Here is a 19777-nt window from a genome sequence, read left to right on the forward strand (position 1 = left end):
ATCGTTTATTTCGGGCCTATATCATCAACCTCGAAGCGATTGATAATTGGTTCGGAGCATTGTTGAAGCAAAACAAATCATGGAGCATCATTAAATTTGTCTGACCTCTTGGGCGCTAGACCCTCCGAGAAAGGCCACTGAGATAGTAGACCAGCAAGTACGAGGACAATACCAATGACAAGCGCCAAGTTCTTGTTGTCCGCCGCGGCCCCTTTTCCCCAGGCTGCGGTAGCTAAAAAGGTTCCGCCAAGAAGGAGGCAAGGCACCAAGACAATACCCCGGGCAATCCTATTACTAGCCATTTATCCAGGCTCCGCTAAACAGCTGTCCGTTGCCAAACCTGCATCTATCAGGCCTGTGCTTAGACTTTTTTCCTCACCGATTGGAGTCACACGGGCTAAAAGCTGGCCATTACTAGATCCGATAGGTTGAAGATTTACGCGACGACGGCGAGGCAACCGTTGACGTAACCATTCGAGAGCTTCTGATTCCTGTTCCGGCACAATTTCAACACAGGCTAACTCAATTGTGTAGGTGCGATTGCGATCTCCTACTTGGAGAAGCGGTCCACCTTGTACATGTAGTACCTCTGCAGCGAACGCTGGTACGACATTGCAAGAAAGTACCAAGCCAAGTAGTAGAAAGATTCGAATCAAAGGGACATGCCACACTGGGGACAGAACCGGTGTTCACGAAATGTAACGGTACCGCAGGATGAACATCTCTGCACTGTTGTATCCATTGATGGCTTCGGATGGGATGGTAAGCCAACCATTTGAGCGTTGCTTTTGCCTGGCGGGACCATTGGGTAGCAGTTCTCACCTCGGCGGACAGAGATATCAATTAGTGCTGGCTCAGTAGAGTTGAGCGCCGCTTCGAGATCACGATGTAATGATTCCCGTTCAGTAATTTTTATGCCGTTAACACCAAAGGAACGCGCCAACGCAGCAAAGTCAGGCATGCCTTTAAGCATGTCTGAAGAGGAGTATCGCTCATCGTAAAAGCTTTCCTGCCACTGACGCACCATGCCCTGCCAGCGGTTGTTCACTATTACCACCTTTACGGGTAGTCCATAGGATGCGATAGTTCCTAGCTCTTGAATGTTCATTAGGATGCTGGCATCACCGGCAATGCATATCACTTGAGCGTTAGGGCAGGCCACCTGAGCCCCTATTGCAGCAGGCATACCGAAACCCATAGTCCCAAGGCCAGCACTGCTTATCCAGTTCCGTGGACCATTGCGAAGGTACTGGGCTGCCCACATCTGATGTTGACCAACATCAGTTGTCACTATTGCGTTTGGAGCCAGATCTCGTATCGCTATTAGCACTTCCTGTGGATAAAGGTCCCCCGCTTTCGGAGGAACTGTAAGAGGATAACGGTGCTTCCAGCCTTCGATTTGCTCTAACCAAGCGGAGGTGCGAGATTTTTTTTGACGCTGCAGGCTCAATTCCACTAGCCTTACCATACTCAAGCTCAAATCCCCAAGGACCGCTACATCAGCGAGACGGTTTTTACTAATCTCCGTTGGATCAATCTCGAAGTGAATTACCCGTGCTTTCGGGGCGAAGGTGTCCAGTTTACCTGTAACACGATCATCAAATCGCGCTCCAACGGCAATCAATAAGTCACATTCCGTGACAGCAAAGTTGGCGTAAGCAGTACCGTGCATACCGAGCATGCCAACCGCAAGCGAATCGTTTTCATCAAAGGCACCTTTACCCATCAAAGTGGTAGTGACGGGGATCTGAAAACGCTCGGCAATCACCCGCAGGCTATCGTGAGATCCAGCAGAGATTGCGCCACCCCCAACGTATAGCAACGGACGATGAGAGGCCTCGATCAGATCGAGTGCTGCATTGAGCGCAGTGTCGATTGGAGGTTCAGGCTGATGAAAACCGTGGGGAACGATGGAACCAGGCTCCACCGGCACGTAATCAAATATTTCTTGACCAACGTCTTTAGGTACATCAATTAGCACCGGCCCTGGCCGTCCACTGGCTGCAATCAGAAACGCCTGTGCCACAACCGAGCCCAAATCTGCAGGATCGCGCACCACCCATGAATGCTTTACAATGGGAAGGGTGATGCCAAAGATATCGGTTTCCTGGAAGGCGTCTGTACCGATGGCCGGACGTGCTACCTGGCCAGTGATTATCACCATGGGAACCGAGTCCATTTGGGCCGTAGCGATACCGGTGACAAGGTTGGTGGCTCCAGGTCCTGAAGTCCCGAAGCAAACACCTACCCTGCCGGTCACTCGGGCGTAGGCATCAGCTGCATGAGCTCCAGCTTGTTCGTGGCGCACGAGAAAGTGTTTAACCCACCCCTCGTTTTCGGCAATATGGAGTGCATCATAAATCGGCAGGATCGCGCCGCCGGGGTATCCGAAGATCGTGTTAACTCCATGGCGCCGTAAAGCGTCCATGAGAGCAGCTGCCCCCGACATGGGATGAACGATATTCTCAATGACCTGCTGTCGGTTGATAACCGTTGGAGCAGAGGTGATAGTCACGGCAACAGGAATGGATTGACCCTAAAGATTAAGCACCGCATGTTTATCGGCATCTCTAAACCAGCCGTAACCAAACAAATGCTTCCTTGTGAATTAGGGTAGACCACACGCTTTCAGATTGGGTTCAGCGTTATTTTTGTCGGAGTGGTTTAAAATTTCTAGAATAGCCCCAAAGCGTGGAGTGGCCCTTTTCCACTAATAAGCTCAAGAAGAAAGGCGAAAAAACCAATCATCGCCAATCTACCATTCCAAACTTCCGAGCTATTACTCCACCCCCATTCCCACTTTTCTTGGGGATAAAGCTTCACCTTACTAGGTAACTCAGCCGCCACATCAAGGCTGACCTCAGGACCATCAAGACTAGTTGAGACCAGGTCGGCTAAACCCTCAATGAATGGTCTGTATGTACCAAGAGCACGAACGCGGCGGAAGTTTACGACGCCGGCTTTAGCAGCTAGGTCTCGATATTCGATATCAATTTCTTCAAGGGTCTCGATGTGTTCGCTCACAAAGCTTATCGGAACAACAACCAAATCCCGAGTTTTTGCTTGACCCAATGCCTCAAGGGCCTCCTCTGTATAAGGCTGGAGCCACTCAACAGGACCAACACGACTTTGATAAGCGAGGGTATGGGGATTGGCATGGCCAACCAGCTCAGTTAGCTTGTCCATTATGAGGCACGTGCAGTTTTCGATTTCATCTTGGTAAGGATCACCGGCTTCTTCCACATAGCTCTTGGGTACTCCATGCGCGCTAAAAAAGACGTGAGCTTCTTCGGGAACGTCACTGTTATAGATCTCAGCAGCGATCAGCTCCGCCATCGCTCGCACATAACCGGGGTGATCAAACCAGCTGCGAATGCAACGAATTGGCAACTTTTCAAAGCTCGGATCCCCCCGTCTCAAACGTTGCAGCTCGCGGAAACTCGATCCGCTCGTACTGATCGAGAAATGGGGATATAGCGGTAAGACAACCACCTGATCCATCCCATCGGCTTTAAGATCAGCCACCGCCGACTCCGTGAAGGGGTGCCAGTAACGCATGGCCACGTAACTTGTGGCATTAATGCCCCGCTGTCGCAGCAGGCTCTGAAGCTCTCGCGCCTGTTGTTCAGTGATGCGCCGCAAAGGAGAGCCTCCGCCGATGGACCGGTAGGCTGCTTGGGACTTACCACTGCGGAGGGTGCTGATTAACCAAGCCAATGGTTTTTGCAGGGAAGGACTAGGTAGACGAATAATTTCTGGATCTGCGAACAGATTGTACAGAAATGGTCCGACATCCTGGATCCGTTCTGGTCCACCCAAATTCAGCAGGACGACGCCGACACGGGGCATGTGGACATAAGTAATCTCGGGGGTTGAGGGTAGCCGCCTTAAAACCTCATTGAGAGAGCTGATGACTAAACATGGAGCTACGAAGGGAGCTGGTCGCCGTTGAGAACGAATTGACCACTCAAAGATCGTGCTTTTGCATTGAACGACCGGAATAAAAGCTTTGCCTGCCTTTGGCAGAGCTTAGCCCTCCTGCTACCACTAGAGGTGACTGCGGTATTAGGTACAAAGCACCGCCTTTGGCCTGAAAGCAGACACGTGGTAGCTATAAAGTGAAAGAGGTGTATCTAGCCACGAGCCTAGCTCAACGGTGGCCTGAGTAAAATAATGCCGACCGGGATCATTAGCATCTCTGCACCGTCTCGCCCATGATGTGACTTAAAAAATCATCAGATTTCAATCGGCAATCAAAAAAATTTCAAGATGGAGTATTTTTAATGTATAGACGATGTTGCTTCTCAACTGAAAGCAAGAATATGAACAGGCGCACATCTCCTACGATTTTAGGATGGTTTAAAAGCTTTAGCGCAACGCGAGAAGCTCGGGTCGAGCGTGCCGTTTCAGAATGATCAAGGTAATGACGATGGCGGCGTGGATTGCCAAATGACTCACTGCTGTGTCAAAGTCGCATCACAAAATTTGCCTAAGGAATAGAGCCACGGAGAAGGCGGATGAGTATGGCTTGCATCAAACGCGGTTTTTTTCAATTTTTAAACGAAGGCGATCATCAGATTCTTAAGGTCACGCTCCTGACCCCAAGTCTCTACGTTATAAGTTAGCCTGTGAGTTGATAGTCATCAACAGCATTCGCAGTGTAGTAATTGAGGATTGGTTTGCAATAATTACTTGTCTATTGTCTCGTGGATAACGATTGCGAAACATTAGAGATGGGAGCCAAAGGTCAAAAATGCTACCGTCGGTTTTTGCCGGCTTTAGATTCCACCGCCTTAGTCTAAGGCGGAATAATTAAGTGAATAACCAGCCCTGCTGATATAAATATAGATCACCCCTTATAACCTACGGCGTGACTAGGTTATAGCAGTTGTTCACACTAGGACTGCCTAGCATCGTGGTTGCCAAAATAGTGGGCATCTCCCTGACCATTTAGACTCGGCGTACACTGTCACTAAGACTACCTGTCGCTATCAGCAATGGGTAGCGGATGCGGTCTGAGTCCGTCAACGTACCTGATGACCTCCTTTTTGCGCCTACTGGCTTACCGTAATCGTTGGATTTACGATAGCGTTACTGCTGTGTCATCCCTCGCTGTCGGAGGAGTTCAGCGGTTGCGAGGGCTGGGACTTGAAGCGCTGAAAGAACGCTTAGAGCCCGGTGCTGCGGTGCTTGATCTGTGTTGCGGCAGTGGTGAAGCTGCAGCTCCCTGGATCGATGCTGGATATGCCATAACCGGACTGGATCTATCACCGCGAGCTCTAGACTTAGCAGTACAGCGATACCCTCTGATGCAGCGGGTGGAGGGTTTGGCAGAGGATCCGCCTTTCGCTGATCAGAGTTTCGCCGCCATTCAACTCAGCGTTGCCCTTCACGAATTCCCTCGAACTGAACGAGAACAGGTCTTGAAGGGGACCCTGCGCCTCCTGAAACCTGGAGGATGGCTTGTCTTGATAGATCTTCACATGGCTAACCCACTGATGCGGTTTCCCCAGCGTTTATTCTGCGCCTTGTTCGAGACCGAGACCGCCACCGCCATGCTAGAGGACAACCTACCGGCTCAGCTATCGGCCCTCGGTTTTACCGACGTAGAGCAACAGTTGCTGGCAGGTAAGGCCTTGCAACGGATCATCGCTCGGCGCCCATGATCAACAACGCTTCTAAAACTAACGACCTAGACCGATCTGCTGCCGGTCTTGGCATGGGTGGGTACCTGGCCCCTGAGCGAGATGATACTAGCTATCGCAAACGCATGGAACGGCGCCAGCAGGTGCAGCGCCAACGCGTCGAAGAACGCAACAAAGAGAGTGGATTGGTGATGGTTTTCACCGGCCAGGGTAAGGGTAAAACCACGGCCTCCCTTGGGCTCGTCTTACGCACCCTTGGCCATGGAAAACGCGTGGCTGTGATTCAATTCATCAAGGGAAGCTGGGAACCTGGTGAAGCCCGAGCACTGCAGGTCTTCGGCGATCGAGTAGTTTGGCGTGCCCTTGGAGAGGGATTCACCTGGGAAACACAAGACCGCGCGCGCGACCAGCATCTTGTGAGGGAAGCTTGGCGGATTGCCCTAAATTATCTCCGCGACGCGAAGATACAGCTTGTGGTACTTGATGAGATAAATGTAGCAATTAAGCTCGGTTACATCACGGTCGAAACTGTTTTAGCGGGGGTCCGAGAGCGGCCCAGACTTACCCATGTCGTCCTTACCGGCAGAGGCGCACCGAGTCAGCTGATAGAAAACGCTGATCTCGTGACAGAAATGACCCTGATTCACCATCCGTTTCGTGAACAAGGCGTGAAAGCCCAGGTCGGAGTCGAATTTTAAATCCGGTCTTAATCGAAATCACCCTGAGACGGTTAGGCAGACGGACGCCATAGACCTACTCGCGTGCAAGACGTGACAAGCCTTGGATTACGTTGCACAAGACATTTCGTAGCTCATCTGTTCAGCAACGAACCAAGCGAGCCGCGGCTACTGCCGTGCTCCTGATGACATGACAAGTTAACCTGTATCAGGCGTAGCATATCAGTATCTGCTTAATCCAAGCTGCGATCAGAATGCCTGGTTAGCGCTTGCTACTGTCGTGCAGATCTGGACCGTTGATGAGCTACACACGCGTCCTACTGAAACTCAGCGGCGAAGCCCTGATGGGTTCTCAGGGGTATGGCATTGACCCCGCTATAGTCCATTCTATTGCAAAAGACGTTGCCAAAGTGGTGGCGTCCGGCACCCAATTGGCTATCGTCGTCGGTGGAGGCAACATTTTTCGTGGCCTCAAAGGCTCAGCTGCGGGGATGGAGAGAGCCACCGCTGATTACGTTGGGATGCTGGCTACGGTGATGAATGCAATTGCATTGCAAGACGGCTTAGAGCGGGCCGGAGTCCCTACGCGTGTGCAAACTGCCATTGCAATGCAAGAGGTGGCTGAGCCCTATATCCGACGAAAGGCCATGCGTCACCTAGAGAAAGGACGTGTTGTGGTGTTCGGAGCCGGCTGCGGCAATCCTTTCTTTACTACAGATACTACCGCTGCTCTGCGCGCAGCTGAAATTAACGCTGATGTAGTATTCAAAGCCACCAAGGTGGATGGCGTATACGACAAGGACCCAGCTAAATACGCTGACGCTGTAAAACATGATTATTTAAGTTACCAAGATGTTCTGAGCGGAGAGCTTGGTGTTATGGATGCCACCGCAATCTCTCTATGCAAAGACAATAACATTCCGATTGTCGTGTTCGACCTATTGGAACATGGCAACATCGATAAAGCGGTTGCAGGACAACCAATCGGTTCACGAATCGGCAATTACGCTTAAATCACCACCACCAATGCCCTGAAAAATCATGTCAATTAAAGACCTTGAAGCCAGTATGCGTAAGTCAGTGGAAGCAACCCGGTGCAATTTGAATGCTATTCGTACTAGTCGAGCAAGTTCTTCCCTGCTTGATCGCGTTAACGTTGAATACTACGGTATTGACACACCGCTAAAAGCGTTGGCGACGCTTTCAACTCCTGATTCTCAAACGATTCAAATCCAACCGTTTGATACTAGCAAATTAGGAGTCATTGAAAAAGCAATTACCAAGAGTGAATTAGGTTTTACACCTAATAATGATGGTAAGGTTATTCGTATCAATGTGCCGCCGCTTACGGAAGAACGCCGCAAAGAATTCTGTAAGCTGGCAGCCAAATACTCAGAAGAGGGAAAGGTGGCTTTGCGCAATCTGCGCCGAGATGCGATTGATAAAATTAAAAAGCAAGAAAAAAATGGTGATTTTTCTGAAGACCAAAGTCGCGACGAACAAGATACTATTCAGAAGGTTCTTGATAAATTTATCGCTGAACTTGAAAAGCATTTAGCAGAAAAAGAAGTCGACATTTTAAAGGTATAACATATAAAATTTTAATCCTAAAGCTTATGAACTTTACTATTATTCTTACTAATAGATAGTGAATATCATAGTTAAAAATTGGTTTTAATGTATGGTTAGCAATAGTTCAGCTAAAGTTTGTACTAACTCAATTTGTTATGTCTAGATATATTTTGTTTTTAACTGCGTAAAAATAACTAAAAATCTCTCATTACTAAGATTACTTCAAAAATATTAAAGTCATTAATGCTACTTTGGCTAATCAACGAATCAATCATTTGCCTGATAAGATATGAATTCAACAGCTCGAGTAATTATACTAAAATGTTAAAGTATTAAATACTAAATTAATATGCTTTTGACTAATTTGATGTTAGTAAAAGCTAAAATAAACCAAACGGTTTTTAAAAAATACTAAGTTTATCAAACCAGCGAAGAATTAGATAAGGCACTTTTTTAGTATATTAATTGAGTAATTTAATGTCATTAAGCTCTTAATCTGTTACCAGATTGCCAATAACATTTTGATTAGTGTAACTTTAATAATAACTAAAAATAAGGTGCAGAAGATTTTTATGTTATTTATTTAAGTATGTAAAAATACAAACCTATCGATTAATAATGATTACCAATTAGAATGAATTTTTCCTGCTACTAGATTTCTTTTTATGCAGCTAATTTTTGATAATTTATATGAGCATGTATTTAAGTTAAGATATTAAACTAGTATTTTAATTACGGTTATAAGTCATTTACTTAAACTCTGTCGCTAAAATAAAAAGCACTATTATTTTTTAAACATACTGAACTAAACTCTCTAAGGTTTGCTGACGCTGTTCTGTAATAACAGAAACTGCAACAAATTCTTTTGCTAGTTCAGTCTAATTAAGCTAAGCTTTAATCTATTAAGATACTTAATTCTTATCAAGATGTTTAATTCATAAAATTAAGAACGGTTGACACGTACAACATAAGTTCTGATTAAGTTTTAATTAATAGAGGAGCTGCTAGCTTGGTGAATAAATAAGTTTGTTATCTTCCTTAGATCATTAATTTTAGCGGACTAGGTGACTCTTTATTTGATGTAGCTTCGCTTATATTGCCATTATATGATTACTAGTCAGTCAAAATATATAGCTTGCTCTAGGTTGATAGGTTGTTTTTCTGTAAAGTGTAAGAGTATTTACTATTATTTTAGGTACTATCTCGATCTAATTTCTAGGCCAGTCGCAAGCATATTCCACTGAGGAAATATATAAAAAATCAGAAGGGGAATGTAAAATAACAAAAAATCATAACTAGCTTAGCTAAAAAGCATTTAATGATTCCTTATAACTTGTAATAAAGCGACTGCCCTTGCAACAACCCTGGCAAACAACTCTGGCCTACAATTAGCTACGATTAGGTAGGCTGTTAACGTTACCGCTAAAGCAGTATCAGGTTAATATTTCATACTAAATTATTTAGAGGATTCTGAGTTACAACCAGATTCAAAAATACTTAATAGTAATATCTACAGTGCTTAAATCTTAGGTGTTTAGTTAGCTTTTACAGGCACAAATATCTTAATAGAGGGCTATTGCTAATCATATTTTTTTACACTGAAAATATTAAGGCTTAGATAGAGTACGGTAAGCTAAATATTTAGATGAGCAACCTTTGCTTTAAAAGATAATCTAAAAGAGTGGTAAAGTTATAAGTGGGCATTGTGGATTTTAGCCATTTTGATGTTCGCAATTGTCAGGCGACTAGCTATAATAATTCCATTATAGATGTCGAGATTGATTTAAGTGTAAAAACTTTTTGAAAGCTATTGCAATCAACTAATAACAGACAAGTATCTCTGTCTTGTCTAAGTGTTTATAATCACCTGTAAAATTTCCAAGCCAAAATATAGCTTATAAAAAGTTCTTCATGATCCTGTTTAATCTGACTTGCTTTATTACTGAGTAATACCTGAGTTGAGATAGATTTCTCAGTTAGTAGTCAATGCTAAGGCAGCGCCAAAGCCCTTACGGATATCGTCTGGGGTAAGACGACCATCGTGATCCTGATCGAGAACATCAAAGATGGCGTCACTCCCTAGCCATTCGTCACGAGTAATGCATCCATCTCCATTAAAATCATTGAGTAAGAAAATTTCTTGAACAGCATGGCCAAAGGCCGATCCACCCTCCACTTCAGCAAGACGATGAGCTAACTGTTGCTCAAGGATTTCAATTGCTTTACTAAAGCCTTTAATGCCTTCATCGAGCTTGTCAGCTGCCATGCGATCTTCTGACATCAACGCATCAAAATGCTCTCGATCTACTTGAATTTGTTCAACTCTACTAGTTGAGGTTGAAGCATTTAGCTTGCGAGCTAGAGGTTTATGTGTCTCTTGCAACTGATTAAGAAACTTGGGAGAAATAGTGAGAAGGTCACAACCAGCCAATTCGATAATTTCGTCTATGTTGCGGAAGCTAGCCCCCATTACTTCAGTTTTGTAACCAAAGCTCTTGTAGTAATTAAAAATTTTAGTCACAGAAAGAACACCGGGATCCTCAGTACCTGGATAAGAATCACGACCTGTCTCGGCTTTATACCAATCCAAAATTCGTCCCACGAATGGAGAAATCAAAGTCACACCTGCTTCGGCGCAGGCAATAGCCTGTCCAAAGCCAAAAAGAAGCGTGAGATTGCAATGAATACCTTCTTTCTCAAGTACTTCTGCCGCCTTAATCCCTTCCCAGGTGGACGCAATTTTGATCAACACGCGATCACTGCTGATCCCAGCATCGTTATAAAGTCGAATAATTTTCCTTCCCTTTTCGATCGTAGCATCGGTGTCGTAACTTAAACGTGCATCGACCTCAGTTGATACGCGGTGGGGAACGATTTTTAAAATCTCTTTACCAAAAATCACACTTATCTCATCTAATGCTTCGCGCACTACCTCTTCTACCGGAGCATCCTCTCCAATAAGCTTGCGTGAAGACCGTAACGCTTCATCAATCAAATTTTGATAAGCCGGAATCTGCGCAGCAGTCAAGATTAGTGAAGGGTTGGTAGTTGCGTCCCGAGGTGTGAATTTTTTAATTGCTTCAAGATCGCCGGTATCTGCCACAACAACGGTCATCTCAGAGAGCTGTTCAAGCAAGCTAGTCATAGCGGCTAAGGTTTTATAATGTTGTCGTAAAATAGCTATGATTTTCAAGCCGTCAGCTCTTGGTCGGGCTATTCAAATTGGCAGGCTTGGAAGGCGCAATACCCTCAACAACGAGCAAGGCGTCAATGATTTGTTTGGCGACGGGGACAGCGACAGTTGAACCATAAGCATGGGTTCCCTGGGGTTCATCCACGACAACAAAAATTACATAGCGTGGGTTGTCTATTGGTAACGTAGCAACGAAGCTGCAAATTTTTGCTCCAGGTATATAAGTTCCGTTTACGGCTTTCTGAGCCGTCCCAGTTTTTCCTCCGATGCGATAGCCTGGTGTTTTGGCTCCCCTACCGCTACCCTCGTCTACAACGGATTCCATCCATTCCAGTACAGTTTGAGTCACCTCCGGACGAAGTAGCTGCCGACTCGAAGAAAAATTAGCTGGGGTCAGAGACTCACCAGAACGAAAGCCTTGCGTAATATGAGGATCAACTATTTTTCCTTTATTTGCTAACATGGCGTGAAGTTGTACTAGTTTTAACGGAGTCAGGGAAAAACCCTGACCAAACGCTGTTGTAGCTGGTTCGATTGGCTGTGTTGTAAACTGTTTCCGGCTCTTCAATTGGCCTGCGACAGCCCCTGGCAAATCAGTATTTGGACGTTGATCAATACCAAGACGATGCATCCAAGTCCAATAAAGATGATCGTCAAGTCGTCGCATTGCCTGCACCATGCCAACGTTGCTTGACACTTGGAGGACCTTAGCCAAACCAATCAAGCCATTGGCTTTTTTGTCGTGGTTGTTGATAGGCCATCCGCCAATTGTCAGTCTTCCAACATCATGCACACGATCATTGGGCTGAATTGCCCTTTCCTGTAGAGCTAAAGCTAGATTAATGGGCTTAAACGCGGAGCCTGGCTCGTAAAGGTCTTGGACAGACCACTCGCGGAAACGTCCGGTTGGAAAACTCCAATAACGATTGGGGTCGTAGGTAGGTGTCGAGACCAAAACCAGCAGTTCTCCATTGGTGGCATCCATCACGATCGCAGCGCCTTTCTTGGCCTTCCATTCGGCCACTTGTTTAGTCAAAGCATTCAGGGCAAGTTGTTGAAGTCGTGAATCGAGGGTAAGCTGAAGCTGTAGGTCATCGCCGTAGAAGGCTCCCTTAGCTACGCGGTCTGGTAGTGGTGTGCCATCAGCACCGCGGCGGAGACTAAGGACTTGTTCTTGTCTGGCCAGGTCACTGTGACGGCTGCGCTCTAGCCCTGCCTGAGGAACACGCTCCGTATTAAGGAACCCCACAACATTGGCAAATAGCGAGGCCTGTGGATAAATCCTCTGAGAGTAGGCTTCGAGATCTAAGCCGCTAATACCAAGAGACTGAATGCGTTTTGCGGTTTCAAGATCGATTTGTTCCTCCAGCTTGATCCCGGAGGTACGCCGCCCCATCATCTTCAGTAAGTCAGAGGCTTGTATCGCTAAATGTTCGGCCAAAACTTCCGCTACATCTGCCGGTGGACGCACCAGGCCGGAATCATCTCCAGGAAAATTGAAGTAACGAGGATGGGCCCAAAGGCGAAAACGCTTCTCATCAATGGCCACTAAACGACCGGTTCGATCGATAATGGGTCGACGTTGACCTAGGGGTTGGGTAAGTTGAGTTTGAAGCTGCCGAGCTTGCTTTTTTAATGTCGGAGCCTGTACTAACTGCAACCAACCTGTGCGTCCGATTAGACCAACTAAACCGCTACAAAGAAGCAAAAAAATGATCCATAACCGCCTAGATGGAACCTGAACCAAAGAAACAACTTTCTTATGCGTTTTGCCTGACGTATTGCGTAACGAATGTCGAGATTGTTGTCCAGGTAAATAATATCGCACCATTAATAACCAGACCTTAGGCGCTGAGAAACTAAATGACTTAGAAAAAGGGAAATAGAGACCTTGGGGGAAGGCTGCTCTGCAGAAGCAGGGTGTCTGATATGGACTAGGTTGATAGCTCGTGTCGGAACGAGGTTTACAGGTTGAGTGGTATTGCGTAGCCAGTGCTGTTCCATTACAGCCGTTGACTCGGTTAATCGATAAGCCTGAATTCGCGTGGATTCCAGCCGGTCAAAAGCCACGGTCCAACGATGCTGCCAATGCAACGTCAAACCGGCTAATACTGCCACAAGGCTAGCAGCTACCAACAAGGTGATATCCATGAAACAGTGAATGCTTACTAACTGAGTTGACCGCCTGGTAACGCGTCCGGCCAACAGAGAACCTTGGATGAGCTTGAAGGTCCTCATCGATGGACGCTTTTCCGGAGCAGCAATCACCCTTGGAAATGTGAATAGGCTAGTGAATCACCTGCTTTAGAGAGTGGCAAGGCTTAGAGCACAAGCAGATTAAGAAAGGTAACCGCATTCCACAACGCATGCATTAAGACCGCGGGTAATAGGCGTCCGGTACTGATCCGCACTACTGCCAAGCCGATCCCAAGCACGGTCAATGGCGCCAGCTCGCCAATACTGATATGTGCTGTAGCGAACAACAGAGCACTGAGTAAGACACCCGCAAACATTCCTAAGCGTTGCGCCAGTATGGGAAGAAGCGCACCACGAAAGATCGTCTCTTCAAATAACGGCGCCAAAACGACAGCGGTGATTCCAAGCAGCAACAGGGACAGCTGATCACTGCTCTCCAAAACGAGCTCCAGCAAAGGATTGCTGCCGCTAGTGTCTCCAACTAATCTAACTAAAAGCCAGCTGATCGCTACAACCACGGGCGTCACCATCAGCCAGCCACTCAAGGCTGATGTAATCGCTTCAGGTAACGGCCTCCACCGCCACTGTAGCCAACCACCTATTGGAGCTTGCGCCCTAGGTAAAGATTTAAGCTGACGCCAGAGGATCAACAAACTGGGCAGGGCCATCATGCTGTAATTGATCAGTACCGATACGGCCTCACGTCTCGGACTTTTCATTTCCGTTGTAAGGCTTGAAATCAGTGGAAGGGCAATTAAAGGTACTCCTACGGCGCCGATAACCACAAAGCCGCCCGCTACCAACAAGGCCAAATCGATCAGGGTTAGTGCTGGCCCCTGAACAATAGGCCACACCTCGCTGCGGCCTCGTAAAGCACGCCAAGTTTGAACTACCAATAAAAGGCTGCCCAATAAAACGGTGAGCACAGGCAGTAAACTGCTTATGGCGAGGCGCCAAGCCGCTGCCAAGGCTGACTCTACATTGATGCAATCCGCGACCTGGCCTTTACGCCCTTCGCATATAAAACGCATCAGTAATGGATCATCTGACCAACGGTTGTCGACTATTGGGGGCGTTTTATCGAACCGGAGTAGACTCAGGAGAAGTTGCTGTCGGTCGCTAAGCTCCTTTAGAGAACTAGCCTCTAAGGCTCTGAGCAAGGCGCTGCGCGGGTCCTTGCCTAACAACAACTCTCGCAATGATGGAGGAATAGCGGGTTCAGCCAATAACGAAAGTTCTTGCTGTTGAATGGTGAGAGAGGGAGAAACCGATGGCCGAGAGAGACTGTCAATAAGTCCCGATAGCCAGATAAAACCCGCCAGTACAAGAGACAAGGCCGCCAGAAGTACTTTCCAGCGGGGAGAAGTCTGTCGTGAAGAACTGGACACCTAAGAGCCGGCGCGATGACTTTTGATTGTCCCTCTGCAACCTTTGCCCCATACGATGACCGCGCCTTGCAACTAAATCGTGTCCCTTTGCCTTCTCTTGGTCCGCCACGGTCTGAGTAGCTTCAACCAGGCGCGCCGGATCCAGGGGCGCGATGACTCATCCAACCTCACGGATGAAGGACATGAACAAGCTCAAGGTATTGGACGATCCTTAAAGGAGATGACTATCGATGCGGTTTATAGTTCTCCTCTCAAGAGGGCTGTTGCCACAACTGCCTCACTCTTGAAGGCAAGAGGGGGACCTGCACCCGCAACGGAATTTGAAGACGGTCTGCTGGAGGTTGACCTCGAACCTTGGTCTGGTCGGAGCGTCGAAGAATTAATCGAATGTCATCCGGAGGAATATAGCCTCTGGAAACGGCAGCCTCTTGAGCTTGAACTCAAGCGTCGCGACGGTTCTACATACAATCCCCTTGCGGAACTTACAAAGCAAGCAACTCGGTTTATTGACCATCTGCTCCAGCGTCACCCCGTAGAAGCCGACGCCACTATTCTAATTGTGGGCCACAATGCCATTCTGCGTTGCTTAATGCTCACATTGTTAGGTGAACCAAAACAAGGTTTTCAGCGTTTGCAAATAGATAATACATCTCTTTCTATAATCAACCTCTACCCCGGTCCTGAGGCTCCTCAAGTTCAGATAGAATGTCTAAATAACACTACTCATCTGCAGCCTTTTCCGACCAAGGGAGATGGAGCTCGTTTAATTTTAGTACGTCACGGAGAAACCGATTGGAACAAAGCTGGTCGTTTCCAGGGTCGGCTCGATATCCCTCTTAATAAGAACGGTCGCAGTCAAGCCTCTGCTACGCGGAACTTTCTCAAGAATGTCTCTATCGATCAGGCTTGGAGCAGCACTCTTTCGCGCTCAATCGAAACCGCAGAAATCATTCTTCAAGCACATCCCAATGTCACACTAACTCAGACCAACGGACTAATAGAGATTGGACATGGTCTTTGGGAAGGGAAGCTTGAGTCTGAAATACGCAACGAGTGGCCTAATCTTCTCGAGGCCTGGAGGCATAGTCCAGCAACTGCTCAAATGCCTGAAGGCGAAGCGATTCAAGACGTCTGGGCTCGTTCGGTTCAAAGCTGGGCTGAAATCGCTGAAGGCCTCAAACCCGCAGAAACTGCTTTAGTTGTAGCCCATGATGCAGTGAACAAAACAATCCTGTGTGATCTGCTGGGACTCACTCCGGCTGACATTTGGTCTGTAAAGCAAGGGAATGGTGGAGTTACCGTCGTCGACATTCCTCTGGATTCAAGCCGATCTGTAGTGGTGACCTGCCTTAATCTCACCTCCCACTTCGGCAGCATGGTTGATTGTACCGCTGTAGGTGCCCTTTAAGGACTATGAACAACACTCTGTTGTTGGATCCGGTTCGCGTGCTACGCGGTATCGAATATTCAGTCGAGCTGAGCGCAGTATTGATCGAAGCCGGCGTATTGACTGCCTTTGGTGAAGAATCTCGCCAGAAAGCTATTGGTTTAGGCGTTGCCTCCACTGCGGCTCCTACACAGATTGTAGCTCCATGTTTAGTGGATCCACACTCAATACTCGAGACACCCTGTAATGGCACCCATGAAACGATCGAAAGCTTACGACGTTGCGCAGCCTCTGCCGGATATGGCCAAATAGCTCTACTGCCCCGAGGGAGAGTATGGCGTGACCGACCCGATTGCCTGCAAGATTTTTCTCGAGGCTCTACTTCTGACGTACACCTGCACCTTTGGGGGGGATTTAGCCAAAACGGAAGGTCGAAAGGCCTAACACCTCATAGAGACTTGATAGAGCATGGAGCAATTGGACTTGCAGATGATGACGCATTCATTTCTCCTCAGTTGCTAGAGCAGGGGCTCTTGCTTGGTGAGATGGGTAGCTTTCCTGTACTCGTCGCCCCGAGGGACCCCGTATTACAAGGTGATGGCATGGTGCGTGAAGGAGTTGAGGCTTTACGAGCGGGATGGCCTCAAGACCCCCTAACCAGCGAAATCCTGCCTTTGATTCAGCTGCTAGCCTTGCAAAAACGACATCACGATCGTCACCTGCGTCTAATGAACCTCTCTACCGCCGCAGCGGTAGAGCATCTCGTGGCTTATGGACGAGACGCACCGTTGAGTTCTGTCAACTGGTGGCATCTGCTGGCTGATCGCAACGGGCTAGTGGCTGAGGCTCTTGGCTGGCGTGTGCACCCATCTCTAGGAGGTCCAAAGGATCGCGAACAGTTGATCGATGCTGTGTTGAACCGGACCATCACCGCCATTTCAGTCCACGCCATATCGCTTGATGATGAGGACATGCTGTTACCCTCTGATCAGCGGAGGCCAGGGTTATGCGGCCATCATCTCGTTTTACCCGCCCTTTGGGAGGCGCTGGTAAATCAACATAAGGGGTCCATTGAGAGTCTATGGCACGCTTTGAGTTTTGGCCCTTCTGCCTTGATTGATCAACCCCCGGAACAACTTAGCCAAGGAAGTCGCCGTTGGCTTCTATTCGATCCTAATCACCTGTGGACCGTGAGACGAGATGATCCCCAAGCTCCACGGGGAGCAAATGTGCCCTTCCTGGGTCAACAACTTACAGGTCGCGTGATCGCCAGCGGGCTTAGTTATTAAGAAGACCAGTCCTTGAGGGAGGCCAGAAGCGGAATACGGCACGACCAATGATTTGGTTATTTGGTAAAAATGGCCCCCCAGGCCAGCGACGGGCATCCTGACTATTTTGACGATTATCGCCAAGTACCACTACATTGCCCTCGGGAACAGAAGCGTACAGTCCCCGGCAGCCGGTCATTTTTAAGCTATCCGCAATACAGAAATTAGAGACATATGGCTCATAGAATTGCTTGCCATTAATGGAAACCTGACCTTTAGTATTTACCTCTATTACATCTCCAGGTACACCGACAACTCGTTTAATCCATGCATCACACTCAGGGTAACGCTGCACAAGAATTTGATCTATAAACCAGCTTACCCCGGGAAAGGTGACTAAGCCGCACTTTAGGAAACCCGGACGACCAGCACCAAGACTCCAGATTGGATCAAATACGCTGGGTGAGTTGAAAACGACGATGTCACCACGACTTGGAGGCCTTTCCTGGTAGGAGAGCTTTTCAATAATTAGTTTATCGCCAATTTGAAGGCCTGGCAACATGGATCCTGATGGGATGTAACGCGCTTCAAAAGCGAACTGACGAATTAGCAAATAAACGGAGACAGTGAACAAAAAAGGGGCCCAAAAATCCCAGATGAGATTGATTTTGCCTATTACACCTGAAGGCCGTTTCTCCACGTTCAATGTAGGCAGGCTTGTTCTTCATACCCCACGATAGGAGCAGTACGCAGTCGCCATGACCCGACCACGTTGGCAAAGATTACAACCGCAGCAAAAGGCTAGGTCTTGGCGTCGATGGGATCAGATCATTGCCTTCATGGCCACCTTGAATCTGGCGTGGGTGACCGTTGATTTGAGCTACATCCCCCTGCGTAATTTCTGGCTTCAGCGCAACCTCCATCCAGAGTCATCGATTTCATTCATGGTGCCCCTTCCTTGGCTCTCTGACATCACTCTCGTACTAGATTCACTGAAAGGGATCGAACCACACCGCGAAACTCAGACTTATCTCGATGGGTTTGAACGACTCGATAAGGCACTGCAAACAGACAGCACATTCAGCTCAGCGATTACTATCGCATTGCTGAGGCAGCAGCAAGACCTCACCGGAGACCTCGTCAGCCCCCGACCATTCGCCAGCTTTAGTAATACAAGAGCCTTAGATGAACTTAGAAACCGTCTGCGGATTCGTACTGGCCTGGATTCAGCTAAAGATGCAGCCGAAGCTCTGCTTAGCACAAGGCATCTGAAACAGAACAACTGGATGCAAGAACGTCAGTTTTGGAATCAACAAATACTGCCTCTGGTTGAAATCAATTATTGGCGAAGCATTGATGAGAAGGGTCAGCCAACAGATTTGAGTTGGCGCGTTGATACACCTTTCCAATTGCTTTTTCTATTAGATATAGTGATCCGCTGTCTTCGATGGAAGCGGCGCCATCCTACACTTCACTGGAGGGATGCATTATTGCGGCGTTGGATCGACCTCCCAATGTTGCTTCCATTTGCCCGTTGGTTACGAGTTATTCCGGTAACAGAGCGACTATCTAATGCGGGTCTAATCCAACTCGAGCCTATACGAGCGGTGATTAGTCGCGGCGTGGTAACGCTCTTAGCAGTGGAGTTATTTGAGGTGATCACACTTTATGTAGTGGATGCCTTGCAACAGCTCATACGATCTCCCCAACTTTCGGAACAGGTTCGAAGGATACGCGTTCATCAAAACAACGATCGAAATGGTAACCACAAACTAGTAGAATTGATGCGGCTTTGGCTACCTCTGTTACTAACCAAGGTCGGGCCAGCACTGCGGCCTCAACTTGTAGCTTTGATTAGCCATATGCTTCATCGCAGTCTAGGTAGAGGCGTGATGCCAAAGCCGCTGCGCCGCGTTGGAGAACCTCAGACAGCCGAAGCCCAACTAAGTCGACAACTGGCTATTAGTGTGGTCGACTCCGTTCTCGATCTATCACGAGGAGCAGGCAACCGAATTGGTCAACGTGATCAAGTGCTCGAGGATTTAGGTACAGATGTTCTCGATCGGTTATGGGAAGAACTAGCAACCATCTTGGACCAAGGTACTGTCCTGGAACGTAGCCAGGATTTGCTCATATCCTTCCTAGAGGATTTTAAGCACTATGGCTTCCACCGGTTGAGAAATCAAGATGATATAAATACACTTATCGATGAAGTGAACGGCTCGAACCTCGGTTTTTACAGCCGGAAAACTTCTAAACCTTCACTCAAGAATTAAGCAATCCAAAGCTTCAACATTAGTTGCGATTTTAATGATTTAAAGATCGCAGAATATAATAACTTCGCTCGCTGATGCCGAGCAACAACTCTTGGCCTTTAAGAAAATTGTTCGCGATACCCCAAATGATCACATTTCCAGGTGTAACAATTCCTTAGGAAATGCATAGGGATAT

At 47.6% G+C, this 19777-nt stretch carries 16 protein-coding genes; 7 read left to right on the forward strand and 9 right to left on the reverse strand.

The features are described 5' to 3' along the window. Positions 1-77 precede the first annotated feature (77 nt). From ABWV55_RS03580 to hemH, 4 genes are all read right to left on the reverse strand, one after another. Complete coding sequence (locus tag ABWV55_RS03580) at positions 78-302, reverse strand: GIVxVP protein (protein WP_353292325.1); 225 nt, start codon at positions 300-302, stop codon at positions 78-80. After that, positions 303-671 (reverse strand): nuclease, encoded by a 369-nt coding sequence (locus ABWV55_RS03585; RefSeq protein ID WP_353292326.1) that lies wholly within the window; start codon positions 669-671, stop codon positions 303-305. Continuing rightward, the gene (ilvB, locus tag ABWV55_RS03590; RefSeq protein ID WP_353292552.1) at positions 653-2449 is read right to left on the reverse strand and encodes a biosynthetic-type acetolactate synthase large subunit; all 1797 of its coding nucleotides are present in this window, start codon (positions 2447-2449) and stop codon (positions 653-655) included. The genes ABWV55_RS03585 and ilvB overlap by 19 nt, the downstream gene beginning before the upstream one ends. Before the next feature lie 224 nt (positions 2450-2673). After that, positions 2674-3849, reverse strand: a complete 1176-nt coding sequence (gene hemH / locus ABWV55_RS03595) for a ferrochelatase (protein WP_353292327.1) — start codon at positions 3847-3849, stop codon at positions 2674-2676. 1187 nt (positions 3850-5036) lie between these two features. Here hemH and ABWV55_RS03600 point away from each other — a divergent pair. From ABWV55_RS03600 to frr, 4 genes are all read left to right on the forward strand, one after another. Further along, complete coding sequence (locus ABWV55_RS03600) at positions 5037-5666, forward strand: methyltransferase domain-containing protein (RefSeq protein ID WP_353292328.1); 630 nt, start codon at positions 5037-5039, stop codon at positions 5664-5666. After that, positions 5663-6343 (forward strand): cob(I)yrinic acid a,c-diamide adenosyltransferase, encoded by a 681-nt coding sequence (cobO, locus tag ABWV55_RS03605; protein ID WP_353292329.1) that lies wholly within the window; start codon positions 5663-5665, stop codon positions 6341-6343. Before ABWV55_RS03600 ends, cobO begins: the two co-directional genes overlap by 4 nt. A 278-nt stretch (positions 6344-6621) precedes the next feature. Further along, the gene (gene pyrH / locus ABWV55_RS03610; RefSeq protein ID WP_353292330.1) at positions 6622-7335 is read left to right on the forward strand and encodes a UMP kinase; all 714 of its coding nucleotides are present in this window, start codon (positions 6622-6624) and stop codon (positions 7333-7335) included. A gap of 28 nt (positions 7336-7363) precedes the next feature. Next, positions 7364-7912 (forward strand): ribosome recycling factor, encoded by a 549-nt coding sequence (gene frr / locus ABWV55_RS03615; RefSeq protein ID WP_353292331.1) that lies wholly within the window; start codon positions 7364-7366, stop codon positions 7910-7912. Between the two features lie 1954 nt (positions 7913-9866). Here the strand turns inward: frr and ABWV55_RS03620 are convergent. The 4 genes from ABWV55_RS03620 to ABWV55_RS03635 all read right to left on the reverse strand — a co-directional run bounded on the left by ABWV55_RS03620 (position 9867) and on the right by ABWV55_RS03635 (position 14671). Further along, positions 9867-11039 (reverse strand): transaldolase, encoded by a 1173-nt coding sequence (locus ABWV55_RS03620; protein WP_353292332.1) that lies wholly within the window; start codon positions 11037-11039, stop codon positions 9867-9869. 52 nt (positions 11040-11091) lie between these two features. Next, complete coding sequence (locus ABWV55_RS03625) at positions 11092-12918, reverse strand: penicillin-binding protein 2 (RefSeq protein ID WP_353292333.1); 1827 nt, start codon at positions 12916-12918, stop codon at positions 11092-11094. After that, positions 12918-13325, reverse strand: coding sequence for a hypothetical protein (locus ABWV55_RS03630; RefSeq protein WP_353292334.1), 408 nt, complete (start codon positions 13323-13325; stop codon positions 12918-12920). Before ABWV55_RS03630 ends, ABWV55_RS03625 begins: the two co-directional genes overlap by 1 nt. An 83-nt stretch (positions 13326-13408) precedes the next feature. Then, positions 13409-14671 (reverse strand): type II CAAX endopeptidase family protein, encoded by a 1263-nt coding sequence (locus ABWV55_RS03635; protein WP_353292335.1) that lies wholly within the window; start codon positions 14669-14671, stop codon positions 13409-13411. Between the two features lie 79 nt (positions 14672-14750). Here ABWV55_RS03635 and ABWV55_RS03640 point away from each other — a divergent pair, with 79 nt between their 5' ends. Together ABWV55_RS03640 and ABWV55_RS03645 are read left to right on the forward strand one after the other, a co-directional pair. Then, entirely contained in the window at positions 14751-16079 is a 1329-nt protein-coding gene (locus ABWV55_RS03640) for a histidine phosphatase family protein (protein WP_353292336.1), read from the forward strand. A gap of 5 nt (positions 16080-16084) precedes the next feature. Next, positions 16085-17347 carry a dihydroorotase gene (locus tag ABWV55_RS03645; protein ID WP_353292337.1) on the forward strand — a complete coding sequence of 421 codons (1263 nt, stop codon included), beginning with the start codon at positions 16085-16087 and terminating at the stop codon, positions 17345-17347. Here the strand turns inward: ABWV55_RS03645 and lepB are convergent. Further along, a complete protein-coding gene (gene lepB, locus ABWV55_RS03650) occupies positions 17337-18026 on the reverse strand; it encodes a signal peptidase I (protein ID WP_353292338.1) in 690 nt (229 codons plus the stop codon). The genes ABWV55_RS03645 and lepB overlap by 11 nt on opposite strands. A 58-nt stretch (positions 18027-18084) precedes the next feature. Here lepB and ABWV55_RS03655 point away from each other — a divergent pair, with 58 nt between their 5' ends. Beyond that, positions 18085-19602 (forward strand): hypothetical protein, encoded by a 1518-nt coding sequence (locus ABWV55_RS03655; protein WP_353292339.1) that lies wholly within the window; start codon positions 18085-18087, stop codon positions 19600-19602. Positions 19603-19777 lie beyond the last annotated feature (175 nt).

The sequence above is a fragment of the Synechococcus sp. M16CYN genome (genome assembly GCF_040371545.1).
Lineage (GTDB): Bacteria > Cyanobacteriota > Cyanobacteriia > PCC-6307 > Cyanobiaceae > Parasynechococcus.